Below are 14,045 nucleotides of genomic sequence, written 5' to 3'. Positions count from 1 at the left end.
GGCGATCGGCTGTGCTATTGGCGCGCTCTTGCCGGCGAACTTCCGCCTGAACGAGTGCGACCCGAATGTCCGACGCCGCCGACGACCGCGACCCCATCGACCCGACGCCGATCCCGGAAGGGACGCCGGACGCGGTCGCCGACGGGCCGCCCGTGGCCGAGGTCCTGGAAGCGGCGACGCCCAAGCGCAAGCCGCGCACCCGCAAGGCCAAGCCGAAGCTCGTCGTCGCGCCGGCCGAAGCGGTCGAGCCGGAGGCCGGCGCCGCGCCCGACACCGCGATCGCCGAGCCGCCGTCGCCCGAGATTCCAGAAGCAACCGTCGAGGCCGTCGAGGAACCGGTCGAGGCGTCGGTTGAACCGGTCGAGGCCGAGGCGGTCGAGGCGCCCGAGCCCGAAGCGGCCGAACCGCCGCCGCCGTCGGCCAAGCCGCCGATCTGGAAGCGGCGACCCTGGCAGATCGGCGTCGCCGCCGCGGTGGCCCTCGTGATCGCCATCGTCGCGTCGCTGCTGTGGTCCCTGCCGCTGGGTCGGGCGCTGGAGCCCCTGGCCAATCCGACCCTGGTGATCGTCGCCTCGGACGGCTCGCCCATCGCCCGTCGCGGGTCCTACAAGGAGGCGCCGGTCGACGTCGCCAAGCTGCCCGCCTACGTGCCCGGCGCCTTCATCGCCATCGAGGACCGGCGCTTCTACAAGCACATCGGCGTGGACCCGAAGGCGATCCTGCGGGCCGTGGGGGCCAACGCCAAGGCCGGCGGGGTGTCGGAGGGCGGCTCGACGATCACCCAGCAGCTGGCCAAGAACGCCTTCCTGTCCAACAAGCGCACCTTCCGCCGCAAGATCCAGGAGGTGCTGATCGCCCTCTATCTGGACGCCCGCCTGTCCAAGGACGAGATCCTGTCGCGCTACCTGTCGTCGGTCTATTTCGGCGACGGCACCTTCGGCCTGGGCGCGGCGTCGCGGCACTATTTCGACAAGAGCCCCGAACAGCTGTCGGTGGGCGAGGCGGCGATGCTGGCCGGCCTGGTCAAGGCGCCGTCCCGCTGGGCCCCGACCGAGAACTTCGAGGGCGCCAAGACGCGGATGAAGACCGTGCTGGGGGCCATGGTCGACACCGGGGTGATCACCCAGGCCCAGGCCGATCGCGCCGAGCGGCAGGTCCACGTCCAGACCGGCCGACCCAAGCTGCCGACCGGCTCGTATTTCGCCGACTGGGTCTTCCCGCAAGCCAAGGCGGTGTTCGAGAACACCTATGGCGAGACCGTGGTCCGCACCACGCTGGACCCGCGCCTGCAGGCCCAGGCCGAGAAGATCCTGAACGACGCCATCGCCCGCGACGGCAAGGTGCTGAACGTCACCCAGGGCGCGATCGTGGCCATGCGCACCGACGGCCGGATCGTCGCCATGGTCGGCGGCCGMGACTACAAGGTCAGCCAGTTCAACCGCGCCGACGCCGAGCGTCCGCCGGGCTCGGCCTTCAAGCTGTTCGTCTATCTGGCGGCCATCCGTCAGGGCATGACCCCCACCAGCCCGATCCTCGACGCCCCGGTCCAGGTCAGCGGCTGGACGCCCAAGAACCACGAGGGCAAGTACGCCGGCCGCGAGGTGCCGCTGATCACCGCCTTCGCCGCCTCGTCCAACGTGGCCGCCGTGCGCCTGGCCCACGACATCGGCCGCGACCCGATCGTCAAGACGGCCCGGGACCTGGGCATCACCGACCCGATCCCGGACGACCTGACCCTGGCCCTGGGCACCGGTCCCATGAGCCTGGTGCGGCTGACGGCGGCCTATGCGGCCATCGACGCCGGCGAGGCGCCGATCATCCCGCACGGCCTGGCCGACTGGAAGAAGCCCGCCAACGTCCACCCGCTGACCAAGGCCGAGCTGGCCGGCATGCGCGACCTGCTGCGCTCGGCCACCCAGCGCGGCACGGGCATTGAGGCGGCCATCCCGGGCGCCTTCGGCAAGACCGGCACTAGCCAGGATTCCCGCGACGCCCTGTTCGTCGGCTATGTCGGCGACCTGGTGATCGGGGTCTGGGTGGGCAATGACGACAACAGCCCGATGAACGGCGTGGTCGGCGGCGGCCTGCCCGCCAAGATCTGGAAGAGCGTGGCCACCTACGCCGTCAACCGCGACGCGCCCAAGCCCGCCGAACCCGAGGGCGACGACGCCGTCTCGGCGGCCGAGGACGCGACCCTGCTGAACCCGGACGGGACGCCCGTGGAGGGCGCGGTTCCGGCGGACGGGGCGGTTCCGGTTGATCCGAACGCGCCGCCGGCTCCAGGGCCTGCGGCTCCCGCTGCTCCGGCCGCGCCTGTGGTCATAGCTCCGGCTGCGCCGACGACGGATCGCCCCGCGAACTAGCATCCAAAACCGTTGTCATCCCGGAAGCCTCGCAGAGGCTGTCCGGGACCCAGGGGACTGGGCAGAAGCGGTGCGGCTGCCCTGGGTCCCGGACAAGCGCTGCGCGCTTTCCGGGATGACAACAGTGAGTGGGGCGTGGCCCGTAAGGGCTACTTCGCCGCGCTGGCGGCCCGCAGCGCGATCTCCTCGCGCTTGCTGGCCAGGCGTTCGCGGGTCTGCTCCATGGCCTCCAGCTCGGCGGTCAGCAGCAGGTTCTCGATCAGTCCGCCCAGGTGGGTCTGCATGGCGGCGCGGGCGGCCTTGGGGTCGCGGGTGCGCAGGGATTCGATGATGTCCTGGTGCTCGTCGTTCAGCGGGCGCTTGCGCACGTGCCGGGCCTTTTCCAGCATCTGCATGCACAGGCGCGACTTGTAGCGCAGGTCCCAGGTGTTCTCGACCACGCGGACGATGGCGCTGTTGCGGGTGGCCTGGGCGATGGAGATGTGGAACTGGCGGTCGGCCAGTTCGGACTGTTCCTTGGTGGCCTTCTCGCTGTTCATCTCGACGACCAGGGTCTCAAGATAGGCCAGCTCCTCGTCGGTGATCAGGGTGGCGGCCAGGGCGGCGGCCTCGCCCTCGAACAGGCGGCGGGCCTCGGCCTGGTCGAAGGCCCCGATGTCCAGGTCGCGCGGCGGGGGCGGCGGCTGGCCGCCGGCCCGGACATAGACGCCCGAACCCTGGCGGGCCTCCAGCAGGCCACGCATCTCCAGGGCGATCACGGCCCGTCGGATGGTGGGACGGCTGACGCCGAACTCCTCGGCCAGGTYGCGTTCGGACGCCAGGCGTTGGCCGGGCTGATGACGGCCGTCGGCGATGGCCTGGCCGATGTCCGCGGCCACGCGCTGGTAGAGGCGCAGGGGATTGGCGGCGGCCGTCGTCGTCATCTTCGTCTCAACCCTCTCGACAGCGCTATCTTAGGCGGCGTCGCGGCGGAAGGGTAGGGTGGTCAGGCCAGTCCCTTCAGTCCGCCGGAGGAGGCGCGCCGCCGCCGCTCATCGCCTTGTTGGTCAGCCAGATGCAGGGGATCAGCAGCACCGCCAGCCAGGCCGAGGCGCGGAAGAAATCCACCGTGGCCAGAAGATAGGCCTGGTTGACCACCTGAGCGGTCGCCGCGCCCACCGCCTGAGCGTGGGAAAGTCCCACGGCCTGCATGCGCTCGATCGCCGCCAGCCAGGCCGGGTCGTTGGAGCCCATGGTCTCGGCCAGGCGCGTCTGGTGCAGCGACTCGCTGCGGTCCCAGATGGTGGTGACCAGCGAGGCGGCGAAGCTGCCCGCGGTGATCCGCGAGAAGTTCGACAGGCCCGAGGCCGAGGGCAGCTGGTGCGGCGCGATGCCGTTCAGCGAGATGGTCACCATCGACAGGAAGAAGGTGCTCATGGCCACGCCCTGCACCAGCATCGGCCAGACCAGGGCCCTGAAATCGACGTCGGGCGTGAACTCCGAGCGCATGAAGAACGACAGGGCGAAGGCGGCCATCGACAGGCTGGCGGTCCAGCGGGCGTCGACCTTCTGCATGATCCGGGCGGCGAACGGCGTCAGGATCACCGCGACCACGCCGCTGGGGGCGGCGACCAGGCCGGCCCAGGTGGCGATRTAGCCCATGCGGGTCTGCAGCCACAGCGGCTGCAGCAGGTTGCTGCCGAAGAACACCGCATAGCCCAGGCAGAAGGCCAGGGTGCCCAGCGCGAAGTTCTTGGACTTGAACAGCGACAGGTCGACGATCGGGTGCTTTTCGCCCAACTCCCAGATCACCCAGGCGATGAAGCCGACGATGGCCACCAGGGTCTCGACGACGATGGCCGGCGAGTTGAACCAGTCGGCTTCCTTGCCGGTGTCCAGCATCACCTGCAGGGCGCCGACCCAGATCAGCAGCAGCATGAAGCCGGTGGTGTCGATCGGCACCTTGCGGGTCGGGGTCTCGCGGCTGGCCAGCGGCCGCCAGCAGAAGAAGGCGCAGATCAGACCGACGGGCACGTTGATCAGGAAGATCCACGGCCAGGCGATGTTGTCGGAGATGTAGCCGCCCAGGATCGGCCCGCAGATCGGCGCCACCAGGGTGGTCATCGACCAGATGGCCAGGGCCGTGCCCCGTTTCTGGGGTGGGAAGATCATGATCAGCAGGGCTTGCGACCCGGGGATCATCGGGCCCGAGACCAGGCCCTGCAGCAGGCGGAAGCCGATCAGCGAGGTCAGGCTCCACGAGATTCCGCACAGGAACGAGGCGATGGTGAACAGCAGCACCGAGACCACGAAGGTCTTCACCACGCCGTAGCGGCCCATCAGCCAGCCGGTCAGCGGCACGGACACGCCGTTGGCCACGGCKAACGAGGTGATGACCCACGTGCCCTGGCTGGTGCTGACGCCCAGATTGCCGGAGATGGTGTTGATCGAGACGTTGGCGATGGTGCTGTCCAGCACCTGCATGAAGGTGCCCAGCGCCAGGGCGATGGCGGTCACGCCCAGCGTGACGCCCGTCAGGGGCGCGGGGCCCGCCGCGGCGGGGGGAGCCGCGGCGGAACCCGTTGTCGGGGAGGAGTCCTGGTCGGCCATGCGGCGCTTCCTTGAGGGACTTGGAGGGACGCGGACTACTTGGAGGTGTCGATCGTGGCCTTCATCGACAGGCCCACGCGCAGCGGATGATCCTTCAGCTCGGCCGGGTCCAGCTGGATGCGGACGGGCAGGCGCTGGACCACCTTGATCCAGTTGCCCGAGGCGTTCTGGGCCGGGATCAGCGAGAAGGCCGAGCCGGTGCCGCCCGACAAGCCCTTGACCCGGCCGTGGAACTTCACGCCGTGGCCGTAGAGGTCGGAGGTCAGGATCACCGGCTGTCCGATGCGGACCTTGTCCAGCTGCACTTCCTTGAAGTTGGCGTCGACATAGGCGTCGGTCGTCGGGACCACGGCCATCAGCGGCGCGCCGATCGTGACCTGCTGGCCGACCTGGACGTTCTTCTTGGAGACGACGCCGGCCAGGGGCGCGCGCAGGACGGTGCGGTCCAGGGCCAGCTGGGCGCTGGCCAGGCGGGCCTCGGCGGCGGCGACTTCGGGGTTCTTGTTGGCCGGCAGGCCAGAGATCAGGGCGGTGTTGACCTCGCGGCTGCCCTCGGCGGCGACGCGGCTGGCCTTGGCCTGGGCCAGGGCGGCGCGGGCCTCGGTCACGGCCGACTGGGCGTTGGTGAACCGGCTCTGGGCGATGGTCAGCTCCTCGCCCGAGACCGCGCCGGAGTCCGACAGGGCCTTGCGGCGCGACAGCTCCAGCCGGGCCTGTTCGAGGCTGGCCTGGGCCCCGGTCACGGCCGCCTCGGCGCGGGCGATGTCKGCGTCTCGGGCCGCGACCTGGCCGGCCAGGGCGTCGTCGCTGGCAAAGTAGCCCTGGACCTTGCGCTGGGCCTGGCCCAGGGCGGCCTGGGCGGCGAGCACCGCGATCCGGGCGTCGGAGTCGTCGATCACCACCAGCGGCTGGCCGGCGGCGACGGTCTGGGTCTCGGAGACCAGCACCTTGGCGACCGGCCCGCTGATCAGCGGCGTCACCTGGGCGACCTCGGCCCCGACATAGGCGTTGTCGGTCTCGACGTGATGCGAGCCGATCAGGACCTGATAGAGGCCCCAGCCGGCGACGCCCACCACGACCACGGCGGCGAGGCCGCTGAGGAGCTGGCGGCGATTGGCCTTGGGCTTGGCGGCGAACTGGGCGGGGGAGGCGGTGGTGTCGGCCATGGGGGGGGTCCTGGAGGCGCGAAAAGCGAAAGGGCGAAGAGAGGGGCGAGTTAGGTCAGGCCGGGGCGAAGCCGCCCCCCAGGGCGCGCACCAGGGCGACGTCCAGGGTCAGGGCGCGGCTTTCCAGGTCGGCGACGACCCGGCGCTGGGCCAGCACCGCCAGCTCGGCGATCAGCACGTTCTGATAGGTTGACAGGCCGCCCTTGTAGCGCAGCGTGGCGATGCGGAAGCCGTCCTCGTTGGCGGCCAGGGCGGCGCGGCTCTCGGTCAGGCGGGTGTTGAGGGCGCGTTCGCTGGCGGCCACGTCGGCCACGTCGCGCAGGGCCTGGGTGACCGCGCCGTCATAGGCGGCCACCGCGCCGTCGCGGTCGGCCTCGGCGGCGCGCAGATTGGCCTTCAGGCGTCCGCCCTCGAAGATCGGCAGGCTGACGGCCGGACCGACGCTGCCGATGTCCGAGCCGCTGTCGAACAGGTCGCTCAGGTGCAGGGCCTGCACGCCGATGCCGGCGGCCAGGTTGACGTTCGGATAGAAGGCCGCCTTGGCCTGGCCGATCCGCTTGCTGGCGGCTTCGGCGCGCCATTTTGCGGCGACCACGTCGGGGCGGCGGCCGATCAGGTCGGCGGCGAGGTTGGCGGGCAGGCCGAACGGCTTGAGCGTGGTGATCGAGGGACGGGCGATGGCCAGGCCGCGGTCCGGACCGGCGCCCAGCAGGGCGGCGATGCCGTTGCGGGTCTGGGCGATCTGCTCGTCGATGGCGGCCAGCTCGGCGCGGGCGTTGGGTGGTCCGGCCTCGGCCTGGCGCAGCTCGCCGCGGGTGTCGAGGCCGTTGGTCACCCGGTCGCTGACCAGGGTCAGGGTTTCCTGCCGCAGGGCCACCGACCGTTCGGCCACGTCGCGCTCGGCGTAGAGGCGGGCGAGGTCGGCATAGGCGGCGGCGACCGAGGTCGACAGCATCAGCCGGGCCTGGGCGGCGTCGGCCTGGGCGGCCTTGGCTTCGGAGGTGGCGGCGGCGACGGCCGCGCGGTTCTTGCCCCAGAAGTCCAGCTCCCAGGAGAAGTCCAGGCTCAGCCGGCCGTAGTCGTTGTAGCCCTGGGGCACGAAGTCGGCGGGGATGCCGTTGTTGTAGCTCTGCTTGGCGCGTTCGACGCTGCCGTTGGCGGCGATGCTGGGCAACTGGGCGGCCTTGGCCTGGTTGGCCAGGGCCTGGGCGCGGCGCAGGCGGGCCTCGGCCTGGGCCAGGGTCGGCGAGCCGGTCAGGGCCTCGTCGACCAAGCCGTCCAGCTGGGCGTCGCCATAGGCTTTCCACCAGGCGTCGGACGGCCAGGCGGCGGTCTCGGAGGCGGGGAGGGACTGGGCGGTGGCGTAGGCTTCCGGCGCCTTGGCGACCCGGGCGGGCGTCGCGGCCGGCATGGTCGCGCAGGCGCTGGTCAGCAAGGCCGCCATCAGGATCGAGACGGTGACGCCCACTTCGCGCGACCTCGGCGACTTGGCGACCCAGGGGGAGGCGAAGGGCTTGTCCAGGGCGTTGGAAGTCATGAGCGCCGACCTTGAATTGACCGTACTGTACGGTCATATGTGGCGCTGATATAAACGCGAGCTTGACGGGATCAAGGGGGACCCGGAAGGAAAAGAAATGATGCAGGACGTGAAGCCGCGTCTCGACCGAGACGCCCGCCGCGAAGCCATCCTGGACGTCGCCAGCGACGTCTTCCTGGAGGAGGGCTACGCCAACGCGTCCATGTCGACGATCGCGGCGCGGGTCGGCGGGTCCAAGGGCACGCTCTACAATTACTACAAGAACAAKGAAGAGCTGTTCGCCGCCTATGTGGTGCGCCACTGCGCCTGGCAGCGCGACGCCATGTTCGAGATCGAGTCCGACCTCAGCGACATCCGCGAGGCGCTGATCAAGACGGGGCGCATCTACCTGTCGATCGTGCTGAGTGACTTCAGCATGGCCAATTTCCGGGTGATCGTCGCCGAGGCCCAGCGCACGCCCGAGATCGGCCACGCCTTCTACGAGGCCGGCCCGCGCAGCGGCGCCAAGCGGCTGGGCGCGACCCTGCAGAAGGCGGTCGACAGCGGCCAGCTGAAGATCGACGACCCCGTCCACGCCGCCCACCAGTTCATCGGCCTTTGCCAGAACCGCCTGCTGAAGGCGCGGCTGTGCGGTGCCATGGCCGAGCCGACGGCCGAGGAGATCGACCGCGAAGTGCTGCCCGCCGTCCGGGTGTTCCTGGCCGCCTACGGCGCCTAGGTTCCCGCCCCGGGACGATTTCCGCTTGGCGGAAAGGCCTTGAGACGGCACTTGGTCCGGCGAGGGCCCGGCGCCCGTGAGAGGGAAACTTGGGTATGCAAGGCGTCACCGTCGTCGATCACCCCCTGGTCCGCCACAAGCTGACCCGGATGCGCGACAAGCAGACCTCGACCAAGACCTTCCGCGCCCTGATGCGCGAGACGGCGACTCTGCTCTGCTACGAGGTCACCCGCCATCTGCCGACCCACACGGTCGAGATCGAGACGCCGGTGGCGCCGACCCAGGCCGAGGAGATCTCGGGCAAGAAGCTGGTCTTCGCCCCCATCCTGCGCGCCGGCCTGGGCATGGCCGAGGGCATGCTGGACCTGGTGCCCTCGGCGCGGGTGGCGCACATCGGCCTGTTCCGCGACCCGGAGTCGCTGGAGGCGGTGGAGTACTACTACAAGACCCCCGAGGACATCGCCGACCGCCTGGTCATCGTGGTCGACCCGATGCTGGCCACCGGCCACACGGCCGTCGCGGCCCTGACCCTGCTGAAGCGGTCGGGCGTCACCGACCTGCGCTTCGTCTGCCTGGTGGCCTCGGTCCAGGGCGTGGAGACCCTGCKCGCGGCCCATCCCGACGTGCCGATCTGGACGGCGGCGGTGGACGCCGAGCTGAACGATCACGGCTACATSGTGCCCGGCCTGGGCGACGCCGGTGACCGGACTTTCGGCACCCGCTGACGAAAGACGGCCCGCCGTCTTCCTCTGGTCAAGCTCGGGCGTTAAGGCTTTGCCATGCCGTTCACGCCGCCCCTGATCTTCGCCGCCGACGACGACCCCGTCACCTTGGAGGTGATCCAGATCACGCTGGCCGGMGAGGGCTTCGTCGTGCGGACCTTTCCGGCCGTGGAGCCGATGCTGGAGGCCCTGGCCCGCGAGGCGCCGCTGCTGGTGCTGCTGGACGTGCGCATGCCGGGGCAGAGCGGGTTGGACGGCCTGAAGGCCATCAAGGACACGCCGGGCGGCGCGGCCTTGCCCGTGCTGATGCTGACCGGCGACGGGCGCCTGGACCGCATCGTCCAGGCCATGCAACTGGGCGCGGCCGGCTATGTGATGAAGCCCTTCGAGCCCAAGCAGCTGGCCGCCAAGGTGCGGGAGGTCCTGGCTGGGATCTAGGCCCGCAGGATCTTCTCCATCGCCTTGCCCTTGGCCAACTCGTCGACCAGCTTGTCCAGGTAGCGGATCTCGCGCATCAGCGGGTCCTCGACCTCCTCGACGCGGATACCGCAGATCAGGCCCTTGATCTGGTCGCGCGCGGGGTTGAGCCGGGGCGCCTGGGCGAAGAAGGTTTCGAAGTCCGTCTTCTCGGCCAGCTGGGCGGCGAAGCCCTCGGGGCTGAAGCCGGTCAGCCACAGGATGATCTGGTCGACCTCGGCCTGGGTGCGCCCCTTCCTCTCCACCTTGGCGATGTAGAGGGGGTACACGCTGGCGAAACTCATCTTGTAGATGCGGTGGGTCATCGCGCGCTGATCCGCTGAGGTCCGAGACCTCCAACGGTTAGCACGTTTCGACGCGTCCTAGGCGTCCAGGGTGATGTCGATCTTCATCTGGTCGTCGCCCGGATTGCCGACCACCTTGATGCTGACCCCCGACCATTTCGAGCGCGGCATGTTCAGCGCCGGCTTGGTCTTGCGCCCCAGCTCGGCGTTGCCCAGCGAGGGATAGAGGTCGTTGGAGTCGCCGCGATTGCCCTGGCCGAAGATCTTGGCCAGGTCGCGCCGGTTGTCGGCCTGCATCAGCTCGATGGCCAGCTTGCCCTCGTCGTTCACGTCCTSGACGGACTCGTCGACCACATAGACCGCGATGCCCTGGTCGGGGAGGAAGGCGTCCTGCTGCCGCTTTCGTCGGTACTCCACCAGCAGGTACTGGCTGTCGGTCATGAAGGCCGAGTTTCGGATCACCACCGGCGCGCCGCCCTCGGCGGCGGGCTTGAGCACCACGCCCTTCTTGCTTTCCATGATGATGTCCGGCTCGACCCAGCCGTGGAACATCCGCAGCATGCCGTTGGGATAGACCGGCGTCAGGCCGGAATTGCCCCACGAACCGGCCGCCATCAGGCAGTAGTTGCCAAGGCCGTTGGACTGGGTGCTCTGGGTGGCGCCGGTGTCGTAATAGTCGGCCCAGCGCGCGGCCAGGTGGCCCCATTCATGGGCGCAGACCCCCACGCGGCAATCCTCGGGCACGGTCAGGTAGGTGCTGACCGACAGGCCGTGGCCGACATCCACCCCGTCCGGGATGATCCACTTGTGGCTCCAGATGTCGTTGCGGTCGCCGGTGGTCTCGGCCCCGCCCCCGGCGTGGATCACGAACAGGGCCGTGACCGTGCCTTCGCCCAGGGCGTCGAAGCCGGCGAAGTCGACCCCCGCGAACTTGGCGGCCAGCACCGCGTCGCGGGCCAGGGCCGGCGCGTTGCGCGGGAAGTTGTCGCTCATCCCCGAATTGCCGTCGGCGTAGAAGGTGATCGGGTTGGGCATCCGGAACCAGCCGTGGACCTCGCCGGCGACGTCGATGCCGGGGCCTTCCTCGGCCGTGCTGTCCTTCGTCCAGCCGCTGACCTGCCGGTAGAAGTCGCGCATGCTGCCGGACGGGAAGGCCCCGACGCTGAACAGCATCTGCTCGTACATGCCGGGGCTGTGATCATCCCCATGCGGACGATCGGGGAAGTCGACCAGCAGCACCATGGTGCGGATCTGGCCGATCAGCTTCTTCGACGGCTGGTCGATCCGCAGCGGACCCTTGATCCCGCCCAGCCGGACCTGGCCGTCGTCCAGCCCCACATTGTTGGGCCCGCGCCGGCTGGCCCGCCAGACCTTGTAATAGGCTTCGAAGGTCATGTCCTTGTCGAGCCGGCCCTCGGCCAGCAGCGACAGGTACCGCGCATAGAGCTGCGAGATCAGGCCCGGCGAGGCCGGGACCTCGCACTGGGCGCGCCGGCAGGCGCATCCGGAAAACGGCTTGAACGCATAGCGCATGGAACCCTCCGCGAGACGCCCGACGCGGCCCGCACAGTGTCCTAAAAGTGCATATCAGGCAAACTCAACCAGAGAAGGTTGCGCCGCTAGAACGGCCACCAGCCGCGCCACCAGTTCACCAGTCCGTCCCAGAGCGCGGCCAGGCGTTCCAGCGGACCCGGCGCCGCCGGGGCGACGACGGGCTTGGGCGGCGGGGCGGGGACGAACCAGCTGGGCGCGGCCGGCGGCGCGCAGTTCATCCGCATGCCTACGCCCTTCAGATAGCCCCGGCGCACGTCGCCGGCCTTGATCGCCGCCTGCACCGCCTTGTCGTGCCGGCTGGCGCCGGTCAGCTTCCGCACCCAGCCGCGGAAGGGCAGGACGTGCCGGGTGGTGTTGCGCACCTCGCCCACGCCCGCGCCGTAGGCGGCGTCGGCGACCTTCTTGCCCCGCGAGCGGGTGTCCGGCGGAGGCGCTTCGTCCAGGTCGGGACCCAGGGCGGCGTCCAGGCGACCGATCTCGCCGGCGATGCCCTCGCAGCGGGTCAGGTCTGTCAGGTCGTAAGGATTGTCGACCGCCCGCAGCAGAACCGGCGGGATGGCGGTCTGCTTGAGGTTCAGGTCCTCCAGCGGCGCGGCCACGGCGTCGCGCAGGGTGTCCTTCTGCTGCAGCGTGCCGGGATCGGACGCATGGGCGGGACCGGCCGATGCGGCCAGCAGTGCGGGGATGAGAAATGAAGGAAGCGACCGGCGCATGGGAACGAGATCACCCAGCTTGGCCGTGGCGCGCAAGGGAAAACCCAAATCGTTGTCATCCCGGAAGCCCCGCAGGGGCTGTCCGGGACCCAGGGGACTGGGCCAAGGCGGTGCGGTTGCCCTGGGTCCCGGACAAGCGCTGCGCGCTTTCCGGGATGACAACGGAAACTTCCCCTCCAAGGCCTAGGTTCGGGGCCGCCGGACGATCGCGCCGTCCTTCATGACGAAGGTCACGGCCTTGGTCGCCTCGATGTCCTTGGTCGGATCGCCCGTGACGGCCACGATGTCGGCCAGGAAGCCGGGCTTCAGCCGGCCCAGGTCGTCCTGGCGGCGCAGGACCTTGGCGTCGACGGCCGTGGCGGCTAGCAGCGCCTGGACCGGGGTCATGCCGTCCCTGACCATCCAGATCAGCTCCCGGGCGTTGTMGCCGTGGCGGAACACGCCGACGTCGCTGCCCATGCCGATGGTCACGCCGTTCTTGAGCGCGAGTTTGAACGCCCGCTCGGCGGCCTGCATGGCCGGGGTCGGCGGGGTCTTGCCGGCGACATAGCCCTGGAAATAGGTCGAGGTCGCCTCGCTGGCCGTCAGGGTGGGGAAGAAGGCCACGCCCTTCTCGGCCATCAGCTTGAAGGTGGCGTCCGAGCCGCCGTAACCGTGCTCGACCGTGTCGACCCCCGCCAGGATCGCCCGCCGCATGCCTTCGTCGCTGGAGGCGTGGACCGAGACCGGGCGGCCGCTGGAATGGGCGGCCTCGACCATGGCCTTCAGCTCTTCCAGGCTGAACGTCGGCTGGGTCGAGCCGTCGGGGCCGACGCGATAGTCGGCGTAGATCTTGATCCAGTCGGCTCCGGCCCCCGCCTGCTGGCGCACGGCGCGGACGGCCTCGTCGATCCCGCTGGCTTCCTGGGCGCCCTGGGGCAGGTCGGCGTCGGGGTTGTAGTTCCTGCGGGCCGGGCCGTAGGCGCCGGTGGCGACGATGGCCCGCGTGGCCACGAACAGGCGCGGGCCGGGGATCAGCCCGTCCTTGATCGCCTTCTTCAGCGAGACGTCGGCCACGCCCGCGCCCTCGGTGCCCAGGTCGCGCAGGGTGGTGAAGCCGGCGTCCAGCGTCGCCTTGGCCTGCACCGTGGCGCGGACCACGCGATAGTCCGGCGCCTCCTTCAGCACCTGATCGTCCCACGAGGTCTCGTTGTAGGGATGCAGCAGCAGGTGGCTGTGCAGGTCCATCAGGCCCGGGATCACCGTGGCGCCGGGCAGGTCGACCACCTCGGCGCCGGTGGCGTCCAGGCCCGCCGCCGGGCCGACGGCGGCGATCCGGCCGTCCTTGACCAGCACGCCCCAGCCCTCGTGCGGCGGCCCGGCGTCCTCGGCCGTCCAGACGCGGGCGGGCTTGAGCAGGATCGGCTGGGCGGCCTGGGCGACGACGGGCGCCAGCAGCAGGACGAGGGCGGTGAGGAGAGGGCGCATGGAGGACTCGCGAAGGAGATGGGGCAGCTAAGCTGATTTTCGAGCTCGGCCCAACCTCGTAGGGAATGAGGCCGGGGACGCGCACTCACGACAGTGCGTCGACTAGGTTCGCGAGGCGTACGGGGTGAGTGCGTGTCGCCGGTTGGGCGATTTACGCTCGGTGGATAGCGAATAGAGTTCAGCGTTTTCAACGCCCTGCACTTTTTCAACCGAACTTGTCCTCACCCTTCCCGGCGCGCGTATCCTGATGCCACCTGAGAGCACGGGAAGGGCGCACGTACGGCGACCGATGCGGCCTTCGGGGGGCGATCGAGCGGGAAGCTCTGTCGGTGGTTCTCTTCGGAGGACAACCCTGTCCATCTGGTGCCGGCCGGGCCTCGAAAATAAACGGCGTTGGATAGGGACCGACTTGGCGGCAGGCGGGCGGTGACGCGCTCGCGGTCCGGGACTGGAGG

Annotated in this window: 12 protein-coding genes; 4 read left to right on the top strand and 8 right to left on the bottom strand. The window is 70.0% G+C overall.

All coding sequences use genetic code 11. The annotated features are described in order from the left end of the window. The first annotated feature begins 65 nt into the window (after positions 1 to 65). Positions 66 to 2,363, top strand: a complete 2,298-nt coding sequence (locus AC1U89_RS09460; RefSeq protein ID WP_479899457.1) for a transglycosylase domain-containing protein — start codon at positions 66 to 68, stop codon at positions 2,361 to 2,363. 149 nt (positions 2,364 to 2,512) lie between these two features. On the opposite strand, the gene AC1U89_RS09455 is transcribed toward AC1U89_RS09460, so the two are convergent. The 4 genes from AC1U89_RS09455 to AC1U89_RS09440 all read right to left on the bottom strand — a co-directional run bounded on the left by AC1U89_RS09455 (position 2,513) and on the right by AC1U89_RS09440 (position 7,655). Continuing rightward, positions 2,513 to 3,286, bottom strand: coding sequence for a FadR/GntR family transcriptional regulator (locus tag AC1U89_RS09455; protein ID WP_479899456.1), 774 nt, complete (start codon positions 3,284 to 3,286; stop codon positions 2,513 to 2,515). A 76-nt stretch (positions 3,287 to 3,362) separates the two neighbouring features. Further along, positions 3,363 to 4,952 carry a DHA2 family efflux MFS transporter permease subunit gene (locus AC1U89_RS09450; RefSeq protein ID WP_479899455.1) on the bottom strand — a complete coding sequence of 530 codons (1,590 nt, stop codon included), beginning with the start codon at positions 4,950 to 4,952 and terminating at the stop codon, positions 3,363 to 3,365. Positions 4,953 to 4,987: 35 nt separating this feature from the next. Further along, a complete protein-coding gene (locus tag AC1U89_RS09445; RefSeq protein WP_479899454.1) occupies positions 4,988 to 6,118 on the bottom strand; it encodes an EmrA/EmrK family multidrug efflux transporter periplasmic adaptor subunit in 1,131 nt (376 codons plus the stop codon). Between the two features lie 55 nt (positions 6,119 to 6,173). Continuing rightward, entirely contained in the window at positions 6,174 to 7,655 is a 1,482-nt protein-coding gene (locus AC1U89_RS09440) for an efflux transporter outer membrane subunit (protein WP_479899453.1), read from the bottom strand. 97 nt (positions 7,656 to 7,752) lie between these two features. On the opposite strand from AC1U89_RS09440, the gene AC1U89_RS09435 reads away from it, so the two are divergent. The 3 genes from AC1U89_RS09435 (at position 7,753) to AC1U89_RS09425 (ending at position 9,533) form a co-directional block, all read left to right on the top strand. Beyond that, positions 7,753 to 8,373, top strand: coding sequence for a TetR/AcrR family transcriptional regulator (locus tag AC1U89_RS09435; RefSeq protein WP_479899452.1), 621 nt, complete (start codon positions 7,753 to 7,755; stop codon positions 8,371 to 8,373). Positions 8,374 to 8,468: 95 nt separating this feature from the next. After that, a complete protein-coding gene (gene upp / locus AC1U89_RS09430) occupies positions 8,469 to 9,098 on the top strand; it encodes a uracil phosphoribosyltransferase (RefSeq protein WP_479899451.1) in 630 nt (209 codons plus the stop codon). 54 nt (positions 9,099 to 9,152) lie between these two features. Next, positions 9,153 to 9,533: a response regulator gene (locus AC1U89_RS09425; RefSeq protein ID WP_479899450.1), complete on the top strand. Its 381-nt coding sequence runs from the start codon at positions 9,153 to 9,155 to the stop codon at positions 9,531 to 9,533. On the opposite strand, the gene AC1U89_RS09420 is transcribed toward AC1U89_RS09425, so the two are convergent. From AC1U89_RS09420 to AC1U89_RS09405, 4 genes are all read right to left on the bottom strand, one after another. Continuing rightward, on the bottom strand, positions 9,530 to 9,877 hold the full coding sequence (locus tag AC1U89_RS09420) for a DUF2200 domain-containing protein (RefSeq protein ID WP_479899449.1): 348 nt from the start codon (positions 9,875 to 9,877) through the stop codon (positions 9,530 to 9,532). The genes AC1U89_RS09425 and AC1U89_RS09420 overlap by 4 nt on opposite strands. Before the next feature lie 57 nt (positions 9,878 to 9,934). Further along, the gene (locus tag AC1U89_RS09415; protein WP_479899448.1) at positions 9,935 to 11,389 is read right to left on the bottom strand and encodes a M6 family metalloprotease domain-containing protein; all 1,455 of its coding nucleotides are present in this window, start codon (positions 11,387 to 11,389) and stop codon (positions 9,935 to 9,937) included. A gap of 86 nt (positions 11,390 to 11,475) precedes the next feature. Further along, positions 11,476 to 12,123 carry a hypothetical protein gene (locus AC1U89_RS09410; protein ID WP_479899447.1) on the bottom strand — a complete coding sequence of 216 codons (648 nt, stop codon included), beginning with the start codon at positions 12,121 to 12,123 and terminating at the stop codon, positions 11,476 to 11,478. 183 nt (positions 12,124 to 12,306) lie between these two features. Beyond that, positions 12,307 to 13,590, bottom strand: coding sequence for a metal-dependent hydrolase family protein (locus AC1U89_RS09405; RefSeq protein WP_479899446.1), 1,284 nt, complete (start codon positions 13,588 to 13,590; stop codon positions 12,307 to 12,309). Positions 13,591 to 14,045 lie beyond the last annotated feature (455 nt).

It is taken from the genome of Caulobacter sp. 05T431, from assembly GCF_056665975.1.
The sequence above is the reverse complement of the archived record's forward strand: the minus strand, read 5'-3'. Positions and strand labels throughout refer to the sequence as shown.